The organism is Microbacterium sp. AC145 (assembly GCF_979258505.1).
The window spans coordinates 1,029,346-1,054,548 of record NZ_OZ409859.1 but is presented as its reverse complement, the minus strand read 5'-3'; the positions used below and the strand labels follow the sequence as shown (position 1 = coordinate 1,054,548).

Below are 25,203 nucleotides of genomic sequence, written 5' to 3'. Positions count from 1 at the left end.
CGACGCATCAGAAGCGAAGCGTCGCCACATCGGCGTGCCACGTGACGGAGTTCCCGATGATGCTCTTCGCCGTCGAAAGCTCGGCTTCGGGCAGAGGGCGCGCGACGTAGTCGACGATCTTGTTGTCGGTCTCTATGACGCGGAGGGCGACCGTGCCCACACCGCTCTGATTCCAGCGCAGACCGACCACTGCTCCGAGTCCGGGCTTTCCGTAGTTCTCGAACCGGCCGGGGGCACCGAACACGAAGTTCCCGATTCCGTAGACGACGGGCATGCCGCCGAGTACCTCGACGCTCTGCAGGGTGTGCGATCCGGTGCCGATCACGGCGTCGTATCCCGCGTCGGAGAACACCCCTGCCCAGTAGCGCTGTTGCGCGTTGACGTCTTCGTAGTTGTTCCCCCAGTGCACGAAGGCGACCACCTTGTCAGCACCGTTGTCGCGCGCAGTGCGCATCGCCTGCTCGACGCGATCCACGCGCAGCGGCAGCATTCCCGGCGAGGTCTCGGTGCTGCGATGGAGCGCTCCGAAGTCCTCGCCGAATGACACGACCGCGACGTCCAACTGCTCGGATCGCACCATCAACGGCATCGATGCCGCGGCGCGGTTCGCACCCGCTCCGAATGCGGCGAGCCCGCCGTGCTCGGCGTGGCGGATCGTGTCGTCGAGTCCCTCGCCGCCTCGATCCATCGCGTGGTTGTTCCCGAGGTTCAGCGCGTCCACTCCGATCTCGCGGAGCGCCGTCAGATGAGCGGGATCACTGGCATACGTGTACTTCGCGCCCGGATTCGCCGGGGTCAGGATGGTCGTGAAGGGAACCTCCGCGTTGACGATCGTGTAGTCGAAGTCCTGGAGCAGCGGGGCCACCCCCGCCATCAACGGCAGGGCGCCTGCGACCGCGAGCTTCTCCTCCGAGCCGTCCCCGAACATCGTGTCCCCCGCGAAACCCAGATCGAGCACACCGTCCGACAGCGTGGGCGCTGAGGCCGAGACCACGGGTGCCGGTGTCGGCCTGGCGAACGCCAGTTGACTTCCGAGCAGCCCCGCCGATCCGAGCGCGAGAACGAGACTCGCTCCGATCAGCCGACGGTCTCGCCGCAGGTTGCGCCCCGCACCTCGCCTGCGGCTCACGTCTGCACGAGTCATCGTCCGATCCCCGTCCATCGTCTGGTCCTCGCATTCCGGTTCCGCCACAGGCTGTCGCGATACTCCTCGCCGGTGAGCGTCTGCACCGTGCTGTCTTCCGACATCACCCAGACCCTGTCGGCGAGCGAGAGCGCATCGGAATCCTGCGTGACCATCAGGACGGTCCCGCGGTGACGGAGGATCGCCTCTCTCGCGCGAGAGCGAGCATCGGCATCCATTCCGACGAACGGCTCATCCAGAAGCAGGATCCTCGGCGTGCCCACCATCGCCCTGGCGAGCGCGACGAGTTGGCGATCGCCGGCGGTCAGATTCGCGCCGCCCTCCATGACCCAGCCCATGACTCCACGATCATCGTGGCGCCTCAGGGCGTCGTCCACCCCCAGGGATCTCACGATCCGTTGCACCTCGCCGGGTCCGACCTCGCGGTCGGCGTACGTGAGGTTGCGCAGCACGGTCCCTCGCAGCAGCGGTAGATCTGGACCGGCGACGCCCATCATCGCTCCGATGGACGACGGCGACGTCTGCGACAAGACCTGACCGTCGATCACGACGCTGCCCGACGTCGGCTCGGTCATCCTGGTCAGCACGTCGAGCAGCGCCGTCTTCCCGCTTCCGGACGGGCCGGTGATCGCGACGAGTTCGCCGCGATCGGCGACCGCGGCGAATCCGTTCAGGGCTCCGGGAACAGTCACGTCGTGGAATTCGATGCGTCCGCCCCGGACCACCAGACGAGCCAGCGCCTCATCTTCGACCGCGCGGCTGGAACTCATGAGGAAATCCACGACCTTCTGACGCGAGACCAGTCCACGATGCCAGTAGTCATGCGCGAGACCGAGGGTACGCACCGGGCGTGCGAGGTAGTGGGTCAGCAGTGCCGCGACGACGACGACACCCACGCTCGTCGCGCCGCGGTGCACCTGCACGAGGCCGATGGCGAGCACGGCGACGACACTCACCAGCGACGTCACCGCGGAGATCCCTCGCAGCGCCCCCCTCAGGCCGGCGACTCGGAACAGTGAGACGTTGAGTGCGTCGTTCTGGCGTGACAGACGCCGGAACTCGCCCGCGACCCGCCCTGACACCTGGCTGACCCTGATCGCATTGATCTGCTCGTCGACATTGCTCATCAGCGACGACCTGCGTCGACGCATCGATCGCGTGGCGTCACGCATCGATCGTCCGAGGCTCAACGACAGAGCTGCCCCCGACGCCAGCACGCTGACGACTGCGAGGGCCAGCCACACGTCGAGCGCGAAGAGCACTCCGAGTGCCACGACGAGGACGATCGTCGCCGACAGTCCCTCGAGGAGCCCGCGGCTCAACCACATGCGCAGCATCGACAGATCTCCCGTGAGGCGGAGCAGGAGTCCTCCTCGGGCTCGATGCCGCAGGTGCTCCGGTCGCATCCGCTGCAGATGCGCGTACATCTCCATCCGCAGCCTTCGGACGACGTCGTACCCGGCCCGCTCGGCCCAGGCGAATTCCCACGAGCGTGCGGCGCCCATCAGCACGGCCGATACTGCGAGCACGACGCAGAACCAGAGCGCCTGCTGATATGCCGCCTCCGCGGCGTCGCCGACGCCCGCGGGAACGAGCTGGTCGATCACCAGACGCGCCAGCAACATGAAGTCGACGAGCAGCGCCGCCTGCAGGAGTCCGAGCAGAGCGACCACAAGGAAGTCTCGCCGACGCAGACGGAAGAGTCGTCCGACGTCGCGTCCGATCGGTTCACTCCGAGAGTCACCGAGGTCGTCGATATCGGTCGTCATGACAGCACCACCGATGACGCACGAACATGTTCGATCAGCTCGCGCGAGTCGACGAATCCGCCTCGACGACCGGCGGGGTCGAGGGTCGGTCTGTCCCGCTCAGGATCCGGCACGGCCACCAGACCCTCCACATCGATGGGCCACGCGGGTTGGGGGTGCGGGAGCGGGACGCCCAGCTGTGCCGGGTCGATGCCCAGCACCGGCGCGATGAGTTCGGGGGTCGAAAGCTCCGGAAGCCCCCAGATCGGCAACCCCAGTTCCTCTTCGGCCTCGTGCATCGCGAGCGGGGACTTGGTCAGGGTTCCGGACAGCGCGACCACCTCGAACCCGTGATCGGTCAGCGACCGCAGCCCCTGCGCCGCGCCCATCGCATCGGATGCCGCCAGTACGACGCAGTCGATGAGGTCGTGCACGACCGCCGACTCCAGCAGGCTCCTGTTGTCGCGTTGGAACACGCCGTCGGCGATCTCCACGAAGTTCACGCGGCTTCCGCCGAGTGACAGGTTCGCGACCAACTGCGTCATCACCTCCTCGAGCACGGAGGTCGGCTGCCGGAATGACGACGCGAGGCCCGCGTCCGTGAAGTCGAGCATCATGTGAGCACCCGCATCGAGCATGACCCAGTAGTCGTTGCCCGATCCCGTGCCCGTCACCTTCGTGACGCCGGGCCGCATCCCGACCTTCGACAATCCGTGGGCCATGTGGTGGATCGTCGTCGTCTTGCCCGCATTCATCGATGTGCCCAGCACGCCGATCGTGCGTGGACGTTCGGCCGGCGGGGTCAGCGTCGGCAGCCTGAAGTCAGCCACGTTGAGCGGGCGCCCGGCCTCATCGCCGACGAGCCCGATCGGCACGATGTCGGTCGCCGCTCGCACCGCTCTGCTGCGTGAGATCGCGGCGGACGCGATCCCGCCGCTCGCCACGAGGTTGACGGGGCCGAGATGCCTCGGAACATACGACTCGAACTGGTCGGTCGCGTAGCGGTCGGCGTACGCGACGATGATCAGATCGCCGACGTGCAGCAGGCTGCGCCGACCATGCGGTTGCTCGATGTGGCGGTGATGTCCGAGTCTCTCGACCCGAGCGACGACCACGTCACCGGATCGGGGCCGGATCGCACCGCCGACGAGTGTCCGCATCGATTCGAGCGGGACTCGCCTGGTCGAGAACGACTGCTTGGCGGCGATGCGCATCTCGTGCGGGAGTATCCGCACCCAGGTCTCGCGCCTCATCATGTCCCCCTCAGATGGTCGAGGAGATGAGCCGTTCATCACCGGACACGATCGTCGTGCCCGTCCCGCTGACGCGTCGTGTGATCCTCCGGCCAGCAGACGATGCACGCGAACGACGTCGGAGTGACATGCCCCAGCGGCCACTCCCTCAAATCCCCAGATTGGTCAGCAACATTACCGGCACGACGCGGGCTCGATTCAGCGAAACCGCCGAATCCGAACCGTGCATTCCGGGATTCTGCTTCCCACGCCGCGAACGGTAGCCTCCGAGCATGTCCCGCACGCCCGAATCCCCGTCCGCGCCCCGAGTGTCCCCGCCCGATCTGCCCGCACATCTCGACGAGGCAGCACCCTCTCGAAGCGCCGATCTGCTCGCCGCGCGACTGGAACTCGAAGGCACCGTCGACCTCGCCTACGCCTCACTCGAGCAGTGCACGGTCTCTGCGGATGCCGATTCCGTCGATCTCCAGGGCGCCACCGTGATCGATGTCGAGATCTCCGGCGCTCGCATCGCGTCGCTGCGCCTGCGCGACGCGAGCATCCGCCGCCTCCGGATCGTCGGGGGCCGCATCGGAACACTCGATCTGAGCGGTGCTCGCATCGACGAGCTCGCGATCGACGATGTGCGGATCGACTACCTGAACCTGGGTGGCGCCCGCGCTGTGGACCTCGAGATCTCGAACTGCGGCATCCGCACCCTCGACATGCCTCAGGCCGACCTCACTCGAGTGCGCTTCTCCGACAGCAGGTCGGACGAGGTCGATCCCCGCGGCCTCCGCGCCAAGGACGTCGATCTGCGCGGGCTCGACGCCCTCGCCTTCCTCGACGCCAACAGCCTGCGGGGTACGACGCTCAGCGGGCTCCAGGTGCAGCAGCTCGCGCCGCTCTTCGCCGCAGGGCTCGGCATCCAGGTCAAGGACTGACGGGGCCGCTCGCCGCCAGCAGCTCCTGCGTGAACGGATGCTGCGGCGATGCGAACACGTCGGCGACCGCACCCTGCTCGACGATCACGCCGTCCTGCATCACGAGCACGTCATCGGCGACCGCTCCGACGACGTCGAGATCGTGGGACACGAAGATTATGGTCAGCCGACGCTCGCGCTGCAGTCGGAGCAGCAGCTGGAGCACGCGTTCACGCACGGACGGGTCCAGAGCCGACACCGGCTCGTCCAGCACCAGCACCTCGGGCTCGGCCGCGAGCGCCCGTGCGATGGCCGCGCGCTGACGCTGCCCACCTGACAGCGCGGCGGGCCGACGGTCGGCCAGCACGGGGTCGAGGTCGACCTCGGCGAGAAGCTCGGACACGCGCGCGGCTCGCATCGCGCGGGGCACCCCGCCTGCGGCGAGCGCCTCCCGCAGCGACCGACCGATCGTCCATCGGGGGTCGAACGCGCCGAGAGGATTCTGGTGCACGAGCTGCACGCGGCGCTCTCCGATCCAGCGCAGCCCTCCGTCGTCCGGGTGCTCGACGCCCACGATCATGCGAGCGAGCGTCGTCTTGCCGGAGCCGGACTCGCCGACGATCCCGAGCGTGCGTCCCTCGTGCACGGCGAAAGACGCATCTTTCACGGCCGCGATCTCGCCGAACGTCCTGGTCGCGCCTGTCGCGACGAGCACGGGCGAGACCTCATCGGCCGAGGTCGCCCTCGGCTCGTGGATCGTCGCGGCGATCAACTGCCGGGTGTACTCGTGCTGCGGCGCCTCGAGCACCTCCGCCACCGTCCCTGACTCGACCACCGCGCCGTCGCGCATGACCAGCACCCGATCGGCAATCCGACGGACCGCGGCGAAGTCGTGGCTGATGAACACGACCGCGGTGCCCGCGTCCGCGATGTCGCGGAGCAGCCCGAGGATGCGCGCCTGCACGGTCGCATCGAGGGCCGTGGTCGGCTCGTCCGCCACGAGGATCGCAGGCTCGGCGGCGATGGCCGAGGCGATCAGCGCTCGCTGCCTGAGACCTCCGGAGAGCTCGTGAGGGTACTGCCGCGCTCTGCGGGCGGCATCCGGCATCCACACCCGGTGCAGCAGCTCCTGGACCCTGTCTCTCAGCGCCGCGCGCCCGGAGACGAGACCGTGGAGGCGCAGAGGTTCGGCGATCTCCGCCCCCACTCGCTGCAGCGGGTCGAGCGAGACGAGAGCATCCTGCGAGACGAGCGCGATGCCGGCGCCGCGCAGGGACCGCCAGCGCCGCTCGCCGAATCGTGCGACATCCGTTCCGTCGACCACGAGCCGCTCGAAGCGCACGCGGGCGTCTGCGGGCGTCAGCCCGAGCAGTGCGCGGGCGGTGAGCGACTTGCCCGCCCCCGACTCGCCCACGATCGCGACGCACTCACCTCGCGACACGGTGAGCGACACCCCGTCGACCACGGGCGCCCCACCGAAATCGATGTGCAGCGCCGTCAGCTGAAGCGCCGCGGTCATGAGGTCCGCCCCTCTGTCCTGGCTCGCAGAGTGCGACCGACGACCGTCGCGGCGATCACGGTCACGGTGATCGCGATCCCGGGGAAGACCGCGATCCACCAGGCTTGGCCCAGCACATTGCGTCCTCCCGCGAGCATGAGTCCCCATTCCGGCGTCGGCTCAGACGGACCGAGACCGAGGAAACTGAGTCCGGCCGCGGCGAGGATGCTCGATCCGATGCCGATCGTCGCGAGCACGCTCAGCGAGCCGAGCACCCCCGGCACCACGTGCCGAACGAAGGCGGGCACGGCTGGCACCCCGAGGATGCGTGCGGCCTCGACGTGCTCGGCGCTGCGGAGCGTGCGGGTCTGCACGCGGGCGAGACGGATGTAGACGGGGACGGCCGCGAGGGTCACGGCGATCGCGATGTTCACCGGCCCTGGTCCGAGCACCGCCACGACGACCAGTGCGACCAGGAACTCGGGGAAGGCCATGAGCACGTCGTTGACGCGCATCATCGCGGCATCGACTCCCCGCGGAGCGAGACCCGCGAGTGCGCCCACGAGGAGCCCGGTGGCGAGCGCGATGCTCGTCGCGAGCAGGCCGATGCCGATCGAGCGCCCGGCCCCGTGGACCACCCGCGAGTACACGTCGCGGCCGCTCTGATCGGTGCCGAACAGATGCTCGGCACTGGGCGGAAGCAGAGATGCGCGCACATCGGTCTGCAACGGGTCGTGCGTGGCGAGCACTCCGGGGAACGCGGCAGCGAACGCGAGCACCAGCAGCACGGCCACCGCGCACCACAGCAGCACGACCTGCGCGCGCTTCATCGCGCACCCCCGCGCTCCGAGCGAAGACGCGGATCGATGAGCGGATGCAGGAGCTCGATCACGAGGTTCACGATCACGAAGACGATCGCGCTGAGCAGGATGATCCCCGTGATCACGGGAAGATCGCGGTTGGTGATGGCCGCGAGCGTGACCCGCCCGAGGCCGGCGCGGGCGAACACGGTCTCGACGAGCACGGCTCCACCGAGCACCGATCCGGTCAGGTAGGCCGCCAGGGTCACCGCGTTCGCGGCGCCGTGCCTCAGCCCGTGACGCAGCGTGAACCATGACGGGCCCGCTCCTCGGGCTCGGACGGTCTCGGCGAACGGCATCCGCTCGGCCTGCACCAGTCCGTCGCGCAGGACCTGACTGAGCAGCGCCGCAACGGGTAGCGCGAGGGTGATGGCCGGAAGAACGATCGTCGCCGGGTTGCGGGCACCCGAGACGGGGAACCAGCCGAGTCCGAACGCGAAGACGCTGAGCAGGATCAGACCGATCCAGAACACCGGCGACGACAGGATGATGAGTTCGATGCCCGCGGCGACGGTTCTCCCGGCCTGGCCGCGGACCAGAAGAGCGACGGCCAGCGCCAGGATCAGCGCGATGACGAGAGCCAGTGCCGAGAGTTGCAGCGTCGACCCGAGCTGACGGCCGATGACCTCGGCCACCGGCATCCGCAGCTGGTACGACTCCCCAGGTCTCCTCGCGCGAGCTGACCGATGAACGTCAGATACTGCTCGAACGGAGGCCGATCGAGGCCGAGCTCCGCACGGATGCCGTCTTTGACCGCCTCGCTGACCTGGGCCTGCGGTCCGAGCATCACCGACACAGGATCGCCAGGGATGATGCGGAACGCCAGGAAGACGAGCGTCGCCGCACCCCACAGCACGATGAGGACGGAGGCCGCGAGACCGGCGATGCGGACGAGCGCTGCCTTCACCGTTCGCGCCCTCTCGACAGTTCCTGAGCGCCCTCCGGCCCGCGACGCTCGCTCACGAACGATACCGCAGTGATATTCCGGAGGGCGCTCGACGATCCAGACGTCAGCCGACGCTCACGTCGAAGAACAGCGGTCGTCCATACAGGTCGTAGTCCAGGCCGCTCACTCGCTCGCCGACGGCGGTGATGGCAGACGGGCTGTACAGCGGCACGATCGCCGTGTAGTCGGCGTTCCATTCCTGCAGCTGCGTGTAGATCGCGTTGCGCTGATCCTGATCGCTCGAGGCGACAGCTTGGTCGAGCTGCGCGTCGACAGCGGGATCCGTGACCTGGGAGGCGTTCTGGAATCCGTCGGTGTGAAGGTGAGCACGGAGGAAGTCCGGGTCGACGCCCGAGAAGCCCCAGTCGGTCAGGTCGAAGGTCTTCGGACCGTACTGCTCGTTGTAGGCACCGGGCTCCAGCACCTCGCGCACGACCTCGAAGCCGATCCCCTTGAGGTCGGACTGGATGGCATTGGCGAGAGCTGCTCTGTCATCGGGAACCGGCGTCCAGGCGATCCACCGCGCGGACAGGCGCTGTCCGTCCTTCATGCGGATGCCGTCGGTGTCGCGCTCGGTCCAGCCCGCTTCGTCGAGAAGCGCGTTCGCCGCGTCCTGATCGAAAGCCCACGTGCCCTCGAGGGATGCGTCATAGCCGGGCGTGGTGGACCCGAGCACGCTCCACGCGCGGGGGAACTGGTCGAAGAAGATCTCCTCGACGGCCGCGTCGATGTCGATGCCGCGCGCGAAAGCCTGCCGCACCTTCTCGTCGGCGAAGACACCGTACTTCTCGTTCAGGTACAGCGAGTATGGCAGCCCCGGGTACTCGATCGAGTCGACCGTGATGTCGTCGCCGAGGTCTCCCGCGAGGTTCGGCGGGATGTTGCTCGCGAGATCGGCCTCGCCACTCTGCACCACGCCGGTGCGCACGGACGCCTCCGGCTGGATCTCGACACGCAGCGTCTCGACCTTCGGTGCCGTCTCGTCGTGCGGACCCCACGCGTAGTCATCGTTGCGGGTGTAGACGAGTTCCTGATCCGGCGTGTACTCGGTGAGCACGAACGGACCGGTGCCGACCGTGACATCGGGGCCGCCCGCCTTCAGCTGATCCGCCGACTCTGCGAGCACCGCCGGCGAGTAGAAGCCGAGCTGGGGCGTGCTCGCCGCCTGCAGGAACGGCGCGTAGGGCTGAGTGAAGCTCACCTTCACGGTGTGGTCGTCGACGACCTCCGTGCCCTCGTAGAAGTCTGCGCCGAGCATCGACGCCGCCTGGGCGGACTCCGTCTCCGGATCGACGATGCGATCGAAGTTGGCTTTGACCGCCTCGGCGTCGAAGGGCTCACCGTCGGTGAAGGTGACATCGTCGCGGAGCACGAAGGTGTACTCGGTGCTGTCGTCCGAGACGGTCCACTCCTCCGCCAGCCACGGGGTGAAGGTCCCGTCGTCCTCCTGGAACACCAGGGAGTCGAGCACGGCGCGCTGCACCATGCCCGAGACGTCGAGCTGGCTCACCTGCGGATCCATGTGACCCGCCGACAGGTTCGCACCCTCGATCGACCAGACGAGCTCGCCGCCGTCGGAATCGGATGCGGGGGCGGCGCAGGAGCTGAGCAGCAGCGCGGACGCGGCGACGGCGGCGCTGATCGGCAGAGCGCGGCGCAGGAGGGAGGCAGGCATGGTGATCCTCGGGAGGGAAGGAGGGGGACGACGCAGAAGCGCGTCGGTTTCTTGGACTCGATCCAATTCTACGTCCTGGTCGCGTGCACAGGCGCGATACGGCATATCGCAGGGCTCTCCTATACTGCGAAGACACCGGTGGAGGGGGAACAGTGTCATCAGAGGAACTTGCCGAGCAGATCGCCGCGCTGCACTCGAAGATCGACGGGCAGATCGCGCACTCGAAGCATCTCGCGGCGGAGTCCGCGAAGCTCACGGAGGAGGCGTCGCGCACCACAGCGACCATCTCGTCGGCCGACGGTCGCGTCACGATCACCGCAAAGCCCACCGGCGGCATCGAGTCCGTGCAGCTGGCGTCGATCAGCACCGCGACCGACGCCGGTGCACTCGGCGCACTCATCACTGCGACGATCGCGCGAGCCCAGCGAGCGGCAGCCGAGAAGGTACTCGACTCGATGGGCTCCACCCTCGGCGCGGATTCACCGCTCGTCGCGGCTGTGCGCCACGACGTCGACTCTGCATTCCCGCCGGTAACCGCCGACACGATCGAGTACCGCTGATGGGCGTCATCGAGGTCAATCCGGCACAGGTGGCCAAAGCGGCGACGGCGATCAGCGTCGCCTCACTCAACATCGACGCGGCGCTCGAGGAACTCACGGCACACGCCGAGATCCTCCGTCGTTCGTGGTCGGGAGAGGCGCAGTCTGCCTTCGACTCGGCGCAGGGCAGGTTCGATGGGAACATGCGCGAGCGCACGGAGCTGGTGATGGCTATCTCCGAGGTGCTCGGCGATCTCGCGACCCAGTATTCCGACGCCGATCTCGCGGGACAGCGCCTGCTCGGCGGCAGCTGACGACACGACGACAGACACACTCGGGGGGAACCGACCATGACGACAGCAGCGAACCAGCAGATCACGATCGATGAGGAAGTGCTCCGCGCACAGGTACAGGCACTGACATCTGCGGCCGAACTTCTCGGAAAGGCCGCGGGCACAGCCGGTGGAGGTGTCGGCAGCAGTGCCTTCGGCGCGATGTGCGGCCCGCTGCTCGGCCCGGCCATCGAGGCGCTCGCCGATGCTTCGGAATCGACACTCACGACGGCGACAGCACTCTCGAAGGCGACGAGCGCGGGTGTCAAGGCGACTGTCGATGCATTCAGTGCCATCGAGGAGAGAGCCACGACCACGTTCCGTGCGATCGAGGGATCCGCCCTGTGAGCGCGATCGCGGGCATCAGCAGTCAGGTGCGCTCGGGATCATGGGCCGCGGGTGCGCCGGGACCGACGGCCGCGCAGGCCGATTGCGCGACGATTCCCGGCTTCGTGGGGCTGGTGATCCAGTACGTCGCCCCTTTGCGCGAGTGGTTCGACGACCTTCTGGGCGACCCGGGGACCGTCGGCGGCTTCGCCTCGCGGTGGCAGGATGCCGAGCGCGCGCTGACCCAGGTCGTCGAGATGCTGCGAGACGCCGACCGTCCCCTCGTCGATCTCGACGGACGGACCGTCCGCGCTCTTCGGGCGCGCCACGACGATCTGCTGATCGTCGCGGAGGATGCCGCTCACTGGACGGGAGCCACCGCGAGCGCCGTTCGGCTCGTGAGCCAGATCATCGAGTCGACCCGGGTGCTGATCTGCGACTTCCTCGGCCGCCTCAGCCGGTTCGCCGATGACCTCTTCCATTTCGGTCTGAACCCGCTGCAGAAGCTGCAGGACATCGAGCGCTTCGCGGACTCCGCTGCCGAGTTCGTCACCTCGGCCGGCTCGTTGGTCAAGAGCCTCACCAGCGCCGTGGTCTCGCTGGCCGAGTTGCTCTACAAGCTGGTTCCCCTCATCGTGGATGCTCTGAAGAAGCTGCACGAGGTCATGATCGACATGCAGCCGTACGTCGGCGCGCTCACGGGCGGCCCGCTCGGACTCATCTTCGGCAACGTCATGCACGACCTCCTCAGCGGCGATGCCGACGTGAAGGAGATCGACCCGGCGAACCTGAACGAAGATCAGCTGACCGCGTGGAACAATGCTCACAAGGTCACCTCGCTCGACTCGCTGTCTGACCTCGTCTCCGTCAACAGCACCACCGACGCGATGGGCGGCGAGACCTCGACCGCGATCGACATCAAAGAGGTCATGGGTCCCGACGGCTCCACGCACTGGGTGGTGTCGCTCCCCTCGACGCAGGCATGGGAGGTAGGGGGTGACATCGGCGCGATGAACGACCGCGACAACAACATCGCACTGATGCTCGACAACCCACTCTTTCGCACGCAGTACGAGCGCGCTGTCCTCGACGCGATGGAGCAGGCAGGAATTCCAGCCGGCGCCGACGTGGTGCTCACCGGATTCAGCCAGGGCGGCATCATGGCCGCTAATCTTGCGGCCGATTCGTCGTTCCCGTACAACCCGGTCGCGGTCGTGACGAACGGCTCGCCCATCGACAACTTCCGCGTACCGCCGAACGTCCCCGTTTACGCGTTCCAGCACGCCACCGATCCGGTGCCGATGCTCGACGGAAGCATCGCGGGAATCCCCGGGCTGCCCGGCCAGTCGCCGAGCGACATCCTGAACACACCGATCACGGTGCTCCCGCCGAACATGCGCCAGATACCGCTCCCCGACCCTGACGGGGCTCACGGGTTCGGCGCACATGACAACGACGAGTACGCCATCTCGGTCGCCGAGTGGGAAGCCGCCTACCGAGCAGCAAACGATGGCGCAGACCCGTGGGATCTGGCCGAGCTCGGCGGAACAGTCATCGACCACCAGGTGTATCAAGGCGTGGAGCGCTGACATGGGGCGATCACGCGACACGCGGATGATCATGCGCGGTGCGGTCAGTGCGCTGGCGATCGTCATCACGCTTGCGCTGGCAGGGTGCGGCGTGCTGGCGAAGGAGTTGTCCGACGGAGATTTCGACGAGACGATCCCAGCCGCGCTGGCCGCGTCGGACGTAGGCATCACCGACTCGTTCGCGTCGAAAGGCCTGGACGGCTTCACCTTCAATCTGGTCGTCGGAGTCGATCTCGACGACCAGGAACTGTCGCCGGATGACCTCGCCGGAATACTTCGGATCGTCCTCGAGAACAACGACGTCCCGAGCGACCAGATCCAGCTTTCCGTCACAGGATCCGACGGAGAGTCCATCGATGTCCCTGAGGTCGTCACACAGATCAGCCCCGACCTCGCGACGAGGGCCTCGCTCTACGGGAGCCTCTCGGTCACGAACGAGCAGGCCATCGCGATCGTCAAGGCGGTCTGGGGCGATTAGACTGTGGGGCACAACCCACACTCAGGCACGCTCACACAGTGCCGCATACATCGCTCGAGGAGACCTCCATGTCTGTGATTCCCGACAAGCCCGTACTCGAAGGCCTCGAAGCGAAGTGGGGTGAGTCGTGGTCGGAGCAGGGAACCTACCTGTTCGACCGACTCCGTGCCGCGCAGTCCGGGCGCGAGGGCGTGTACTCGATCGACACTCCCCCGCCCACGGCATCCGGCAGCCTGCACATCGGCCACGTGTTCTCGTACACGCACACCGACGTCAAGGCACGGTTCGAGCGCATGCGCGGCAAGAACGTGTTCTATCCGATGGGGTGGGACGACAACGGCCTGCCCACCGAGCGCCGGGTGCAGAACTACTACGGCGTGCGGTGCGACCCGACGCTCCCTTACCAGACCGACTTCACCCCGCCTTTCGAGGGTGGAGACAACAAGTCGAGCCGCGCTGCCGACCAGGTACCGATCAGCCGCCGCAACTTCATCGAGCTGTGCGAGCGCCTGACCATCGAGGATGAGAAGCAGTTCGAGGCTCTCTTCCGCCAGCTCGGCCTCTCGGTCGACTGGACCCAGACGTACCGCACGATCTCCGACGACACGATCCGTCAGAGCCAGCTCGCGTTCCTGCGCAACCTCGAGCGCGGCGAGGCCTACCAGTCTCTCGCGCCGACCCTGTGGGACATCGATTTCCGCTCGGCCATCGCACAGGCGGAGCTCGAGGACCGCGACCAGCAGGCCGCGTACCACACGATCGATTTCCCGTTCGCCGACGGCTCGGGCTCGATCACGATCGAGACCACCCGTCCGGAGCTGCTCCCCGCCTGCGTCGCGATCGTGACTCACCCCGAGGGGCCGCACAAGCACCTGATTGGCACGAAGGTGCGCACGCCCTTCTTCGGTGCCGAGATCGAGATCCACGGTCACCACCTCGCGCAGCCCGACAAGGGAACAGGCGCGGCCATGGTCTGCACCTTCGGCGACGTGACCGACATCATCTGGTGGCGCGAGCTGCGCACCACCAGCGGCGGCGACCTGCCGAACATGACGACCATCGGTCTGGACGGGCGCTTCCTGCCCACCGCGCCGTCGATCGTGGCAAGCCCCGAGGCCATCGACTGGTACACCGCCGAGCTCGCCGGCAAGACCGTGTTCTCGGCCCGCAAGGCGATCGTCGAGAAGCTGCAGGAGACCGGCGACATGACCGCGGTCGGCAAGCCCTTCAACCACGCGGTGAAGTTCTTCGAGAAGGGCGACCGCCCGCTCGAGATCGTGTCGACGCGGCAGTGGTACATCCGCAACGGCGCCCGCGACGCCAAGCTGCGCGATGAGCTGCTCGCGCACGGCACCGAGCTGGCCTGGCATCCGGAGTTCATGCGCGTGCGCTACGAGAACTGGGTCGGCGGTCTGACCGGCGACTGGCTCGTGTCGCGTCAGCGCTTCTTCGGCGTGCCGATCCCGCTCTGGTACGGACTCGACGAGAACGGCGATCGCGACTACGACCGCGTGATCGCTCCTGACCACTCGACCCTGCCCATCGATCCGACGACCGATGTGCCGGCGGGCTACACCGAGGATCAGCGGGGCGTCGCCGGTGGATTCGAGGCCGAGGCCGACATTCTCGACACGTGGGCGACCTCGTCGCTGACGCCGCAGCTCGCCGGCGGGTGGCAGCGCGATGAGGAGCTGTGGCAGCTCACCGCGCCCTTCGACCTGCGCCCCCAGGGCCAGGACATCATCCGCACCTGGCTCTTCTCGACCATGCTGCGCTCCACTCTCGAAGACGGTCGTTCACCGTGGCGCAACGCCGCGATCTCGGGCTTCATCGTCGACCCCGACCGCAAGAAGATGTCGAAGTCGAAGGGCAACGTCGTGACCCCGGCGGACATCCTCGAGACCCACGGATCGGATGCGGTGCGCTACTGGGCCGCCTCCAGCCGCCTGGGCATGGATGCCGCCTTCGATCCGCAGAACCCGACACAGGTCAAGATCGGTCGCCGCCTGGCGATCAAGGTGCTCAACGCCGCGAAGTTCGTGCTGTCGTTCCCGGTCCCCGAGGGCGCAGAGGTCACCCACGCACTTGACGCGTCGATGCTCACCGGCCTGGATGCCGTGATCAGGGAAGCGACGAAGGCGTTCGAGAACTACGACCAGGCGAAGGCGCTCGAGGTCACAGAGGCCTTCTTCTGGACCTTCTGCGACGACTACCTCGAGCTCGTCAAGGAGCGCGCTTACAACCAGAACGACACCGGTCAGGCATCCGCCGCGCTCGCGCTGCGACTGGCTCTCTCGACGCTGCTGCGTCTGCTCGCCCCGATCATCTCCTTCGCGACCGAAGAGGTGTGGTCGTGGTTCGAAGAGGGATCGGTGCACACCGCGGCGTGGCCGGAAGCGCTCGGCATCGAGGGCGACACGGCCGTGCTGTCTGCCGCGAGCGAGGCGCTGATCGGCATCCGCCGCGCCAAGACCGAGGCGAAAGCCTCGCAGAAGACCCCGGTGTCACGTGCGGCGATCGCAGCTCCTGCCGCCAAGCTCGAGGCACTGCGCGCCGCCGCCGACGACCTCCGAGCAGTGGGGCGCATCGCCGAGCTCGAGTTCACCGAGGCAGAGGAGTTCGCGGTCACCGCGATCGAACTCGCCCCGGTCGAGGGCGCCTGATGCAGCTGGGCACGCGGTGGGCGACCGGCTCGGAGCCGCCGGCATCGGTACCCGCCGCTTTGCGACCATCGATCGCCGAGGTGGAATCCCGTGGCCTTGAGGGCCACTGGACTCTGACCTGGCTCGAGGGTCGCGCGATCGCCGAGCTCGACGCCGGCTGGGAGGTCATGCAGACCTCGACGGGTGACGTGATCGCCCGCCCGTTCCAGGACTGAGCACTCCAAGTCGCTGGAGGCCCGAGACCCTCCGTTGCCGTCGGCAGCGGAGGGTCTCGTTCTCCGAGCGCGACGGATGGTTAGGCTCGACCCATGACCGACGCCTCGAATCCGTTGCTCCTGCCGTCAGATCTGCCCTACGGGCTTCCCGACTACAGCGCGATCAGACCGGAACACTATCTGCCCGCGTTCCAGGCCGCATTCGACGAGCATCTCCGCGAGATCGCCAGCATCACGATGGTGCGCTCCATGCCGACCTTCGAGAACACGATCGAGGCGATCGAGCGGTCGGGAGAACGGCTCGACAGGGTCGCCCACGCGTTCTACACGGTGAGCTCCGCCGATGCCACACCGGAGATCCAGGCGATCGACGAGGAGCTCGCGCCGCTGATGGCCGCTCACCACGACGCCATCACCCTCGACGGGGCGCTGTTCTGGCGTGTGCAGCAAGTGCATGATCAGCTCGTCCGGCTCGACCTCGATGCCGAGCAGAGATATCTGGTCGAGCGGCACCACCGAGAGATGTCCCACGCGGGTGCCGCCCTCGACGATCAGGCGAAGGATCGCCTCACGCTGCTCAATCAGCAGCTCTCGACACTCAACAACACGTTCGAGCGCAATCTCCTGAATGACACCAACGACCTCGCAGTCGTGTTCGACTCCGCGGAGGAGCTCGCGGGGCTCAGTACCGGAGAGCTCTCCGCCGCCTCCCGCTCCGCCGCGGACCGCGGACTCGACGGCGGGTTCCTGATCTCGCTGCCCCTGTTCACGGGTCACCCCTATCTCGCGCAGTTGCGGGACCGCGAGGCGCGGCGAAGGATCATGGACGCGTCGCGCGCCCGCTCGACGCGTGACAACTCGAACGACAACCGCCCGGTGCTGCGAGAGATCGTGCGTCTCCGGGCTGAGCGCGCGGAGCTGCTCGGCTACGCATCGCACGCTGCCTACGTCACGGCCGATGAGACGGCGGGGACTCCCGAGGCGGTCGAGCGGATGCTGCGCGAGCTCGCCGCCCCGGCCGCACGCAACGCCCGTGCGGAGCGGGAAGCTCTGCAGGCCATCATCGACGAGACCGAGAGCGCGCCGTTCCCCGTCGAGGCGCACGATTGGGCGTTCTACACCGAGAAGGTGCGCACCGCGCGCTATGACATCGACACGAGTGCACTCCGCCCGTGGTTCGAGGCCGAGCGGGTGCTGCAGGACGGCGTCTTCTTCGCCGCCACCCGGCTCTACGGCGTCACCTTCAGCGAGCGGCACGATCTGGTGGCCTACCACCCGGGCGCGCGGGTGTTCGAAGTGCGCAATGCCGACGGCTCCGAACTCGGGCTGTACGTGCTCGACCTGTACACGCGCGATTCGAAGCGCGGCGGCGCCTGGATGAACCCGATCGTGAGCCAGTCGCGACTTCGCGGCACGTTGCCTGTCGTGGTCAACAACCTCAACGTCGCTCTCCCCGGCGAGGGAGAGCCGACCCTCCTGGCCCTCGACGAGGTCACCACCCTCTTCCACGAGTTCGGGCATGCATTGCACGGCCTCTTCGCCGTCGTGACGTATCCGCACTTCGCCGGCACCAACGTCTTCCGCGACTTCGTCGAGTTCCCGAGCCAGGTCAACGAGATGTGGATCCTCTGGCCCGAGGTGCTCGACAACTACGCGCGTCACCACGAGACCGACGAGCCCCTCGACCCGGCGATCGTCGAGCGACTGCGCGCGACCGAGACCTTCAATCAGGGCCATGACACCAGCGAGTACCTCGCCGCGGCCTGGCTCGATCAGGCCTGGCACCGAGTGGGTCGTGATGCCGACGTCGGTGATGTCGCCGCGTTCGAGGCTGCGGCACTCGCCGACATCGGCCTCGATGACCCGCTGGTGCCGACGCGGTACTCGTCGACGTACTTCGCGCACGTGTTCTCAGGCGGCTACAGCGCCGGGTACTACTCGTACATCTGGAGCGAGGTCCTCGACGCCGACACTGTCGACTGGTTCCGCGAGAACGGCGGACTCACGCGCGAGAACGGCGATCGCTTCCGAGCACGCCTCCTCGGCGTGGGTGGTTCGAAGGACCCGCTCGACGCCTACCGCGACTTCCGCGGGCGCGACGCGGAGATCGCACCGCTGCTGAGACGCCGGGGCCTCGATGCCTGATCGGCTCGATGAGATCAGACAGTCCTTCGACCAGCGGGCCGAGCGCTACGACGACAGTGTGATGCATCAGTCGCTCGCAACAGCCGTCGCAGACAGCCTCTCCCTCGTCGGCGCCCGAACCGTTCTGGACATAGCGACCGGAACAGGTCTCGTGCTTCGCGCTCTGCACCGATCCGGGCGTGCATCCGGCATCCACCTCGTAGGGACTGACATCTCGCCGCAGATGCTGCGCGTGGCGAAACGAGAGTTGCCGAGCGCAGAGTGGGTCGAGGCCGACGCATCCCGCCTGCCGTTCGCGGACGCCTCCGCAGACGTGATGACGTGCGTCACAGCACTGCACATCATCCCGGATGTTCCTGCCGCCCTCAGCGAGTGGTCGCGCGTGCTGCGCACCGGCGGCCGTCTCGTCACAGCCACCTTCGCATCGGCGCATCTGACGGCGGCGACCGGCCAGACTCCCTCGCACCCGTATCCTCGGGACCACGCCCCCTATGCCACTGTCGAGGCGCTCGCCGCGACGTTCCGGCCGTTCGGCTTCGAACTCGAGGCTCACTCGGAGTGGACTGACGGCACTGATTCCGTGCTGATCGCTGACTTCAGCGCCCTCGGCGACGCCTGAGCCGCGCGCGCCCGTCAGTTATGGGCGAGGCAGACAGCTCGGTGGTCACGCGCTCTTGCGCTTGCGCTCCATCACGATCGTGGGCGGCGCACCCTCGTCGACGGCCGCGCGGGTCACGATGACCTTGGCGACGTCTTCGGCGGAGGGGATCTCGAACATGATCGGCCCGAGCACGTCTTCGAGGATCGCTCGGAGTCCGCGCGCACCGGTCTTGCGCTCGACCGCGAGGTCGGCGATCGACCGCAGTGCCTCTTCCTCGAACTCGAGCTGCACACCGTCGAGCTCGAACATGCGCTGGTACTGCTTGACGAGCGCGTTGCGAGGACCGGTGAGGATGTCGATGAGAGCGTCCTGGTCGAGCGGCGAGACATTCGTGACCACCGGAAGGCGGCCGATGAACTCGGGGATCAACCCGAACTTGTGCAGGTCTTCCGGGAGAACCTCACTGAACAGGTCGAGGTCCTTGCCCTTGTCGTGCAGCGGGGCGCCGAAACCGATGCCGTGCTTGCCGACACGCGCCGACACGATGTCCTCGAGGCCGGCGAACGCACCGGCGACGATGAACAGCACGTTCGACGTGTCGATCTGCAGGAATTCCTGGTGCGGATGCTTGCGTCCGCCCTGCGGCGGCACCGATGCGACCGTTCCCTCGATGATCTTGAGCAGCGCCTGCTGCACGCCCTCGCCGGAGACATCTCGCGTGATGGAGGGATTCTCGGCCTTGCGGGCGATCTTGTCGACCTCGTCGATGTAGATGATGCCCTGCTCAGCACGCTTGACGTCGTAATCGGCCGCCTGGATCAGCTTGAGCAGGATGTTCTCGACGTCTTCACCGACGTAGCCGGCCTCGGTGAGCGCGGTGGCGTCGGCGACAGCGAACGGGACGTTCAGGCGCTTCGCGAGAGTCTGCGCCAGGTACGTCTTGCCGCACCCGGTCGGACCGATCAACAGGATGTTGCTCTTGGCGATCTCGATGCTCTCGGCCTTCTGCTCGGCCGTCTGCAGGGTCCCGTGCGCACGGATGCGCTTGTAGTGGTTGTAGACCGCGACGGAGAGAGCCTTCTTCGCGGGCTCCTGACCGACGACGTACTCCTCGAGGAAGGAGAAGATCTCGCGAGGCTTCGGCAGTTCGAAATCTGCCGTGCCTTCAGCGGAGGACTCCGCCATCCGCTCCTCGATGATCTCGTTGCACAGCTCGACGCACTCGTCGCAGATGTACACACCGGGGCCAGCGATGAGCTGCTGCACCTGCTTCTGGCTCTTTCCACAGAACGAGCACTTGAACAGGTCAGCGCTTTCACCGATACGGGCCATGCACGTCCTCCTAGGGGATCCTGAGATCGTCTACTGAGCCTAACCTCTGCATCCGACACCGGGACGCATTGGCGCGGGTCGTGGTGGAACTATCCGATCGACGTGTGCGGCGGCTGAATGAGATCCCATGGCGCTCCGTAGGGATCCTCGAAGATCGCGACGGTGCCGTACGCCTCGTGCCGTGGCTCCTCCCGGAATCGGATGCCGTGGGCGCGCATGCGCGCGTACTGCTGCTCGAAGTCATCGGTCTCGAGAAAGAACGCGACCTCTCCCCCGGCTTGGCGCCCGAGCATCCCGTGGTCGGCGCAGAGCGCCAGCACGAAACCGGTCCCCCCTGCCTCCGGACCCACGACCACCCGACGCCAGCCGCCCTCGAAGGTCTCGTCCTGACGAACGACGAAGCCGAGCGCGTCGACGAAGAAGGCCAGTGCTTCGTCGTGTTCGCGGACGAGGTATGTGACGTTCTGCAGGCGGATCATGGGTCGAAACGTAGCCCACACAGGTTTCCGCGACATGACGTCGCTGCTCGAGGGAGTCGCCCGCGACACGCTGAGAGCCCCGCAACTGACGCTGCGGGGCTCTCAGAAAAAGGCCGACGCTAGACCATGCTCTTGGTGTGCCAGACGGTCTTGACCTCGGTGAAAGCGCCGATGCGCTCGGGCGATGCGAGCACCTCGCCGGGAGCCAGCACACGCTTGAGCGTCTCTGCCGCCGCGATCTGCATGTCGATCCACTCGAGATCACCGGCACCGGCGAGGTCGAGCGCATTGACGTCCTGGTGCGAGGCGAGCCAGGGCGCCATCTCGGCGGGCGACCCGGTGAGCACGTTGACGACGCCCCCGGGCACATCACTCGTCGCGAGCACCTCGGCGAGGCTGATGGCGGAGAGCGGATGCCGCTCGCTCGCGATCACCACGACCGTGTTGCCTGCGACGAGAGCCGGCGCGACGACCGAGACGAGACCGAGCAGCGCGGAGTCCTGCGGCGCGACGATCGCGACGACCCCCGTCGGCTCGGGCACCGAGATGTTGAAGTACGGCCCGGACACCGGGTTGGCGTTGCCTGCGATCTGCGCATACTTGTCGCACCAGCCCGCGTACCAGACCCAGAGATCGATGGCTTCGTCGACCTGAGCGGCTGCGGCGGATGCCGAGGCTCCCTCCTGGGCGATGATCTCGTCGATGAACTGCGCGCGGCGCCCCTCGAGCACTTCGGCGACACGGTAGAGCACCTGTCCGCGGTTGTAGGCCGTCGCGCCCGACCACCCCTTCACGGCAGAACGCGCGGCGACGACGGCATCCCGGGCATCCTTGCGAGATCCCTGCGCGGCGTTCGCGAGGAACGCGCCCTTCGCCGAGAGCACCTCGTAGGTACGACCCGACTCGCTGCGCGGGAAGGCACCGCCGATGGCCAGCTTGTATGTCTTCGGAACACTGAGTCGGTCATTGGCACCGGGTCGCTTGCTCATGCGGACGCCCCCTTCAGGTATGCGGTGAGTCCCTGTCGGCCACCCTCACGGCCGTATCCGGACTCCTTGTAACCGCCGAACGGGCTCGACGGGTCGAAACGGTTGAACGTGTTCGCCCAGATCACACCGGCGCGGAGCCGGTCGGCGACTGCCAGGATGCGGGAGCCCTTGTCCGACCAGATGCCTGCGGACAGACCGTACGGCGTGTTGTTCGCCTTCGCGATCGCCTCGGCGGGCGTGCGGAAGGTCAGCACCGAGAGAACCGGTCCGAACACCTCGTCGCGGGCGATGCGGTGCGATGCTTCGACTCCGGTGAAGATCGTCGGAGCGAACCAGAATCCCTTGTCGGGGATCGCGCAGTCCGCGGTCCAGCGCTCCGCGCCCTCGGCCTCGCCGATGTCGCTGAGCTCCCGGATGCGGGCGAGCTGGGCCGCCGAGTTGATCGCGCCGATGTCGGTGTTCTTGTCGAGCGGGTCGCCGAGACGCAGGGTCGAGAGGCGGTTCTTCAGACGGTCGATGACCTCGTCATGGATCGACTCCTGCACGAGCAGGCGGCTTCCCGCACAGCACACGTGGCCCTGGTTGAAGAAGATGCCGTTCACGATGCCCTCGATGGCCTGTTCGATGGGCGCGTCGTCGAAGACGATGTTCGCAGCCTTGCCTCCGAGCTCGAGAGTGAGCTTCTTGTCCGTTCCGGCGACGGCACGGGCGATGTCGCGTCCCACCCCGGTCGAGCCGGTGAAGGCCACCTTGTCGACATCCGGGTGGCGTACGAGAGTGGCACCGGTGTCACCGGCGCCGGTCACGATGTTCACGACACCTGCGGGAAGGTCGGCCTGCTGCAGGATCTCCGCGAAGATCAACGCCGTGAGCGGAGTCGTCTCTGCGGGCTTGAGTACGACGGTGTTGCCGGCGGCGAGAGCCGGAGCGAGCTTCCACGCGAGCATCAGCAGCGGGAAGTTCCACGGGATGATCTGCCCGGCGACACCGAGTGCACGCGGGTTGGCGCCGAGTCCTGCGTAGTCGAGCTTGTCGGCCCACCCCGCGTAGTAGAAGAACCACGAAGCCACCAGCGGCACGTCGACGTCGCGGCTCTCCTTGATCGGCTTCCCGTTGTCGAGGCTCTCGGCGACCGCGAGCTCGCGAGCACGCTCCTGCACGAGGCGGGCGATGCGGAACAGGTACTTGCCCCGATCGCGACCGCTCATCTTCGACCAGGTCTTGTCGTAGGCGCGTCGTGCGGCAGAGACGGCGCGGTCGATGTCGTGATCGTTCGCCGAGGCGATCTCCGCGATGCGGGTCTCGTCGGCGGGCGAGATGGTGGTGAAGCTCGAGCCAGATCCGTCGACGAACTCACCGTCGATGAACAGGCCGTAGCTGTCCTTGAGGTTCAGTACGGCTTTCGACTCCGGTGCCGGAGCGTATTCCAGGAATGACATGTGCGGGGTTCCTAGTCGATCGTGACGTAGTCGGGGCCGGAGTAGTGGCCGGAGGTGAGCTTCTGACGCTGCAGCAGCACGTCGTTCAACAGGCTCGAGGCGCCGAAGCGGAACAGGTGCGGCTGGAGCCATTCCTCGCCCACCGTCTCGGCCACCGTGACGAGGTATTTGACCGCGTCCTTGGAGGCACGGATGCCACCCGCGGGCTTCACGCCGATGCGCTCCCCCGTGCCGCGATGCCAGTCACGCACCGTCTCGAGCATCAGCAGCGTCGTCGGCAGAGTGGCCGCAGGCTGCACCTTGCCGGTTGACGTCTTGATGAAGTCGCCGCCGGCGAGGATGCCGAGCCATGACGCCCGCTTGATGTTGTCGTAGGTGTTGAGCTCACCGGTCTCGAGGATGACCTTGAGCGAAGCGTAGGAGCCGTCCGCACGGCGGCACGCCTCCTTCACCTGGGCGATCTGGTCGTAGACGAGTCCGTAGCGGCCGGAGAGGAATGCTCCACGGTCGATGACCATGTCGATCTCGTCGGCGCCCGCAGCGACCGCCTCGGCCGTGTCGGCCAGCTTGATGGCGAGCGACGATCGCCCGCTCGGGAACGCCGTCGCGACGGCGGCGACCGAGATCAGTCCGTCGTCCGGATCTCCGTGAAGGTCACCGAGGGCCGCGACCGCGTCGCCGACCATGTCGCCATAGACACAGACGGCGGCGACCTTGGGGGTCGACGGGTCGGCGGCATCCGGGTTCTTGGCCTTCGCGACGAGCGAGCGCACCTTGCCCGGTGTGTCCGAACCCTCGAGGGTGGTGAGGTCGATCAGCTTGATGATCGTGTCGAGCGCCCAGGCCTTCGACGTGGTCTTGATCGAACGCGTGCCGAGGCCGGCAGCGCGCTGCTCCAGACCTGTGGCATCGACGCCGGGGAGGCCATGCAGGAACCGGCGGAGCGTGGCGTCGTCCGGCTCACCGCCGAGTACGTCCACCGCCGATCTGCGGCTGAGTTCTTGGGTCGTCATCGTTCCTCCAACAATGCTCGTGCTGTGTTCTCATCTGTCACCAAAACGCTGCACAGGCCGTTGATCACGACTGTACGCGCGATGTCATGCTTGGCGTCACCGGCAGTGACGAAGACCGCTCGGCTCGCTCCGCGCAGGCGTCCGAGGTCGACCCCGACGGTCCGCGCGTCGAGCTGCGGATCGACGATGTTCCCGTCTGCATCGATGTAGCGTCCGAGCACGTCGCCCACAGCGCCGCGTCGGGCGAGTTCGTCCACATCGGATGCCGAGAGGTAGCCGTTCTCGACATGGGCCGAGCTGGCATCGCACGGTCCTGCTGTGAACAGGAACGCCTGCGCGTCAGCGGCCTCTTCGAGCACGGCCGCGACGGTGCGGTCGGCTTCGATGGCCTGTTTGGTCTCGACACGCTCGAGGATCGCGGGGCTCGGGAGCAGCGATACCTGCCCCGAGGCGCGCTGCGCGATCGTGACGGCTAGTCCGGCTGCTCCGCCGGATCGCCGATTGAGGCTCACACCCCCGTTGAGCTGCACGACCGTGACACCTGTCGCCCACCCGTCCGGCAGCGCCTCGGCCACCGCGCGCAGCGTGCGGCCCCAGCTGACGCCGAGCGTGCGCGGGACGGGCCGCATCGCCGTGAGGTAGTCGGCGGCCGCCTGAGCGACGCGCTCGAGCGTTCCGTCGTCGCCTTCGGGCGCAGGCACGACCACAGCGGCCGCGAGCCCGTGGCGATCGACGAGTTCACGCTCGAGGCCCAGACGACGAGCACGGGGATGGATGATCTCGATCCGGACGATGCCGCGTTCGCGCGCCTGGATCAGCAGACGCCCGACCTTCCAGCGGGAGAGCCCGAGGAGTGCTCCGATCTCGTCCTGCGTCTTCTCCTCGTCGTAATACAACTCGGCGACGCGGACCATCGTCAGCTCGTCATCCACAGCATCCTCCTCGCTTCCAGAGTACGCTCGCAACGGCTTTCGCGCATCCACGTGCTCATATGAGCAAGCATACGAGGTGATCCGCACATCTGCCGGAAACGACG

General features: G+C 67.2%; 24 protein-coding genes. 10 read left to right on the top strand and 14 right to left on the bottom strand.

The window, feature by feature from the left end; genetic code table 11:
- Positions 1 to 7 precede the first annotated feature (7 nt).
- From ACZZZN_RS05125 to ACZZZN_RS05115, 3 genes are read right to left on the bottom strand one after another with little or no spacing between them, the layout of a single operon-like run.
- Positions 8 to 1,144, bottom strand: coding sequence for a CapA family protein (locus tag ACZZZN_RS05125; RefSeq protein WP_463504119.1), 1,137 nt, complete (start codon positions 1,142 to 1,144; stop codon positions 8 to 10).
- Positions 1,141 to 2,913: an ABC transporter transmembrane domain-containing protein gene (locus ACZZZN_RS05120; RefSeq protein WP_463504118.1), complete on the bottom strand. Its 1,773-nt coding sequence runs from the start codon at positions 2,911 to 2,913 to the stop codon at positions 1,141 to 1,143. Before ACZZZN_RS05120 ends, ACZZZN_RS05125 begins: the two co-directional genes overlap by 4 nt.
- Positions 2,910 to 4,145: a nitroreductase family protein gene (locus ACZZZN_RS05115; protein ID WP_463504117.1), complete on the bottom strand. Its 1,236-nt coding sequence runs from the start codon at positions 4,143 to 4,145 to the stop codon at positions 2,910 to 2,912. Before ACZZZN_RS05115 ends, ACZZZN_RS05120 begins: the two co-directional genes overlap by 4 nt.
- A gap of 272 nt (positions 4,146 to 4,417) precedes the next feature.
- Here ACZZZN_RS05115 and ACZZZN_RS05110 point away from each other — a divergent pair, with 272 nt between their 5' ends.
- Positions 4,418 to 5,068, top strand: coding sequence for a pentapeptide repeat-containing protein (locus ACZZZN_RS05110; RefSeq protein WP_463504116.1), 651 nt, complete (start codon positions 4,418 to 4,420; stop codon positions 5,066 to 5,068).
- On the opposite strand, the gene ACZZZN_RS05105 is transcribed toward ACZZZN_RS05110, so the two are convergent.
- From ACZZZN_RS05105 to ACZZZN_RS05085, 5 genes are all read right to left on the bottom strand, one after another.
- Positions 5,058 to 6,566 carry an ATP-binding cassette domain-containing protein gene (locus tag ACZZZN_RS05105; protein WP_463504115.1) on the bottom strand — a complete coding sequence of 503 codons (1,509 nt, stop codon included), beginning with the start codon at positions 6,564 to 6,566 and terminating at the stop codon, positions 5,058 to 5,060. The two genes, ACZZZN_RS05110 and ACZZZN_RS05105, sit on opposite strands and share 11 nt — an antisense overlap.
- The gene (locus ACZZZN_RS05100; RefSeq protein WP_463504114.1) at positions 6,563 to 7,375 is read right to left on the bottom strand and encodes an ABC transporter permease; all 813 of its coding nucleotides are present in this window, start codon (positions 7,373 to 7,375) and stop codon (positions 6,563 to 6,565) included. The genes ACZZZN_RS05105 and ACZZZN_RS05100 overlap by 4 nt, the downstream gene beginning before the upstream one ends.
- Entirely contained in the window at positions 7,372 to 8,040 is a 669-nt protein-coding gene (locus ACZZZN_RS05095) for an ABC transporter permease (protein WP_463504113.1), read from the bottom strand. The genes ACZZZN_RS05100 and ACZZZN_RS05095 overlap by 4 nt, the downstream gene beginning before the upstream one ends.
- Positions 7,968 to 8,312, bottom strand: a complete 345-nt coding sequence (locus tag ACZZZN_RS05090) for a hypothetical protein (protein WP_463504112.1) — start codon at positions 8,310 to 8,312, stop codon at positions 7,968 to 7,970. Before ACZZZN_RS05090 ends, ACZZZN_RS05095 begins: the two co-directional genes overlap by 73 nt.
- Before the next feature lie 103 nt (positions 8,313 to 8,415).
- Entirely contained in the window at positions 8,416 to 10,026 is a 1,611-nt protein-coding gene (locus ACZZZN_RS05085) for an ABC transporter substrate-binding protein (RefSeq protein WP_463504111.1), read from the bottom strand.
- A gap of 152 nt (positions 10,027 to 10,178) precedes the next feature.
- Between ACZZZN_RS05085 and ACZZZN_RS05080 the strand changes: the two genes are divergently transcribed.
- From ACZZZN_RS05080 to ACZZZN_RS05040, 9 genes are all read left to right on the top strand, one after another.
- Positions 10,179 to 10,586, top strand: a complete 408-nt coding sequence (locus ACZZZN_RS05080) for a YbaB/EbfC family nucleoid-associated protein (protein ID WP_463504110.1) — start codon at positions 10,179 to 10,181, stop codon at positions 10,584 to 10,586.
- Positions 10,586 to 10,879, top strand: a complete 294-nt coding sequence (locus ACZZZN_RS05075; RefSeq protein WP_463504109.1) for a WXG100 family type VII secretion target — start codon at positions 10,586 to 10,588, stop codon at positions 10,877 to 10,879. Before ACZZZN_RS05080 ends, ACZZZN_RS05075 begins: the two co-directional genes overlap by 1 nt.
- 36 nt (positions 10,880 to 10,915) lie before the next feature.
- Entirely contained in the window at positions 10,916 to 11,245 is a 330-nt protein-coding gene (locus ACZZZN_RS05070) for a hypothetical protein (protein ID WP_463504108.1), read from the top strand.
- The gene (locus ACZZZN_RS05065; RefSeq protein ID WP_463504107.1) at positions 11,242 to 12,813 is read left to right on the top strand and encodes a hypothetical protein; all 1,572 of its coding nucleotides are present in this window, start codon (positions 11,242 to 11,244) and stop codon (positions 12,811 to 12,813) included. Before ACZZZN_RS05070 ends, ACZZZN_RS05065 begins: the two co-directional genes overlap by 4 nt.
- A 1-nt stretch (position 12,814) precedes the next feature.
- Entirely contained in the window at positions 12,815 to 13,291 is a 477-nt protein-coding gene (locus ACZZZN_RS05060; RefSeq protein WP_463504106.1) for a hypothetical protein, read from the top strand.
- 68 nt (positions 13,292 to 13,359) lie between these two features.
- Complete coding sequence (valS, locus tag ACZZZN_RS05055; protein WP_463504105.1) at positions 13,360 to 15,954, top strand: valine--tRNA ligase; 2,595 nt, start codon at positions 13,360 to 13,362, stop codon at positions 15,952 to 15,954.
- Positions 15,954 to 16,169, top strand: coding sequence for a hypothetical protein (locus ACZZZN_RS05050; RefSeq protein WP_463504104.1), 216 nt, complete (start codon positions 15,954 to 15,956; stop codon positions 16,167 to 16,169). The genes valS and ACZZZN_RS05050 overlap by 1 nt, the downstream gene beginning before the upstream one ends.
- Before the next feature lie 93 nt (positions 16,170 to 16,262).
- A complete protein-coding gene (locus ACZZZN_RS05045; protein WP_463504103.1) occupies positions 16,263 to 18,314 on the top strand; it encodes a M3 family metallopeptidase in 2,052 nt (683 codons plus the stop codon).
- Complete coding sequence (locus ACZZZN_RS05040; RefSeq protein WP_463504102.1) at positions 18,307 to 18,933, top strand: class I SAM-dependent methyltransferase; 627 nt, start codon at positions 18,307 to 18,309, stop codon at positions 18,931 to 18,933. The genes ACZZZN_RS05045 and ACZZZN_RS05040 overlap by 8 nt, the downstream gene beginning before the upstream one ends.
- 45 nt (positions 18,934 to 18,978) lie before the next feature.
- Here ACZZZN_RS05040 and clpX read toward each other — a convergent pair whose 3' ends face one another.
- The 6 genes from clpX to ACZZZN_RS05010 form a co-directional block, all read right to left on the bottom strand.
- On the bottom strand, positions 18,979 to 20,247 hold the full coding sequence (gene clpX / locus ACZZZN_RS05035) for an ATP-dependent Clp protease ATP-binding subunit ClpX (RefSeq protein WP_434330666.1): 1,269 nt from the start codon (positions 20,245 to 20,247) through the stop codon (positions 18,979 to 18,981).
- Positions 20,248 to 20,336: 89 nt separating this feature from the next.
- The gene (locus ACZZZN_RS05030; RefSeq protein WP_463504101.1) at positions 20,337 to 20,726 is read right to left on the bottom strand and encodes a VOC family protein; all 390 of its coding nucleotides are present in this window, start codon (positions 20,724 to 20,726) and stop codon (positions 20,337 to 20,339) included.
- 119 nt (positions 20,727 to 20,845) lie between these two features.
- On the bottom strand, positions 20,846 to 21,715 hold the full coding sequence (locus ACZZZN_RS05025) for an aldehyde dehydrogenase family protein (protein ID WP_463504100.1): 870 nt from the start codon (positions 21,713 to 21,715) through the stop codon (positions 20,846 to 20,848).
- Positions 21,712 to 23,154 carry an aldehyde dehydrogenase family protein gene (locus ACZZZN_RS05020; protein WP_463504099.1) on the bottom strand — a complete coding sequence of 481 codons (1,443 nt, stop codon included), beginning with the start codon at positions 23,152 to 23,154 and terminating at the stop codon, positions 21,712 to 21,714. Before ACZZZN_RS05020 ends, ACZZZN_RS05025 begins: the two co-directional genes overlap by 4 nt.
- A gap of 11 nt (positions 23,155 to 23,165) precedes the next feature.
- On the bottom strand, positions 23,166 to 24,167 hold the full coding sequence (gene deoC / locus ACZZZN_RS05015; protein ID WP_463504098.1) for a deoxyribose-phosphate aldolase: 1,002 nt from the start codon (positions 24,165 to 24,167) through the stop codon (positions 23,166 to 23,168).
- Positions 24,164 to 25,099 carry a sugar-binding transcriptional regulator gene (locus tag ACZZZN_RS05010; RefSeq protein ID WP_463504097.1) on the bottom strand — a complete coding sequence of 312 codons (936 nt, stop codon included), beginning with the start codon at positions 25,097 to 25,099 and terminating at the stop codon, positions 24,164 to 24,166. Before ACZZZN_RS05010 ends, deoC begins: the two co-directional genes overlap by 4 nt.
- Between the last annotated feature and the right edge of the window lie 104 nt (positions 25,100 to 25,203).

Excerpts from the sequence above, each read along its gene's own strand:
- ACZZZN_RS05125 (WP_463504119.1), bottom strand. The coding sequence starts at position 1,144 with ATGACTCGTGCAGACGTGAGCCGCAGGCGAGGTGCGGGGCGCAACCTG.
- ACZZZN_RS05045 (WP_463504103.1), top strand. The coding sequence starts at position 16,263 with ATGACCGACGCCTCGAATCCGTTGCTCCTGCCGTCAGATCTGCCCTAC.
- ACZZZN_RS05110 (WP_463504116.1), top strand. The coding sequence starts at position 4,418 with ATGTCCCGCACGCCCGAATCCCCGTCCGCGCCCCGAGTGTCCCCGCCC.
- clpX (WP_434330666.1), bottom strand. The coding sequence starts at position 20,247 with ATGGCCCGTATCGGTGAAAGCGCTGACCTGTTCAAGTGCTCGTTCTGT.
- ACZZZN_RS05100 (WP_463504114.1), bottom strand. The coding sequence starts at position 7,375 with ATGAAGCGCGCGCAGGTCGTGCTGCTGTGGTGCGCGGTGGCCGTGCTG.
- ACZZZN_RS05060 (WP_463504106.1), top strand. The coding sequence starts at position 12,815 with ATGGGGCGATCACGCGACACGCGGATGATCATGCGCGGTGCGGTCAGT.
- ACZZZN_RS05040 (WP_463504102.1), top strand. The coding sequence starts at position 18,307 with ATGCCTGATCGGCTCGATGAGATCAGACAGTCCTTCGACCAGCGGGCC.
- ACZZZN_RS05115 (WP_463504117.1), bottom strand. The coding sequence starts at position 4,145 with ATGAGGCGCGAGACCTGGGTGCGGATACTCCCGCACGAGATGCGCATC.
- ACZZZN_RS05020 (WP_463504099.1), bottom strand. The coding sequence starts at position 23,154 with ATGTCATTCCTGGAATACGCTCCGGCACCGGAGTCGAAAGCCGTACTG.
- valS (WP_463504105.1), top strand. The coding sequence starts at position 13,360 with ATGTCTGTGATTCCCGACAAGCCCGTACTCGAAGGCCTCGAAGCGAAG.
- ACZZZN_RS05070 (WP_463504108.1), top strand. The coding sequence starts at position 10,916 with ATGACGACAGCAGCGAACCAGCAGATCACGATCGATGAGGAAGTGCTC.
- ACZZZN_RS05105 (WP_463504115.1), bottom strand. The coding sequence starts at position 6,566 with ATGACCGCGGCGCTTCAGCTGACGGCGCTGCACATCGATTTCGGTGGG.
- ACZZZN_RS05030 (WP_463504101.1), bottom strand. The coding sequence starts at position 20,726 with ATGATCCGCCTGCAGAACGTCACATACCTCGTCCGCGAACACGACGAA.
- ACZZZN_RS05085 (WP_463504111.1), bottom strand. The coding sequence starts at position 10,026 with ATGCCTGCCTCCCTCCTGCGCCGCGCTCTGCCGATCAGCGCCGCCGTC.
- ACZZZN_RS05075 (WP_463504109.1), top strand. The coding sequence starts at position 10,586 with ATGGGCGTCATCGAGGTCAATCCGGCACAGGTGGCCAAAGCGGCGACG.
- deoC (WP_463504098.1), bottom strand. The coding sequence starts at position 24,167 with ATGACGACCCAAGAACTCAGCCGCAGATCGGCGGTGGACGTACTCGGC.
- ACZZZN_RS05050 (WP_463504104.1), top strand. The coding sequence starts at position 15,954 with ATGCAGCTGGGCACGCGGTGGGCGACCGGCTCGGAGCCGCCGGCATCG.
- ACZZZN_RS05025 (WP_463504100.1), bottom strand. The coding sequence starts at position 21,715 with ATGAGCAAGCGACCCGGTGCCAATGACCGACTCAGTGTTCCGAAGACA.
- ACZZZN_RS05120 (WP_463504118.1), bottom strand. The coding sequence starts at position 2,913 with ATGACGACCGATATCGACGACCTCGGTGACTCTCGGAGTGAACCGATC.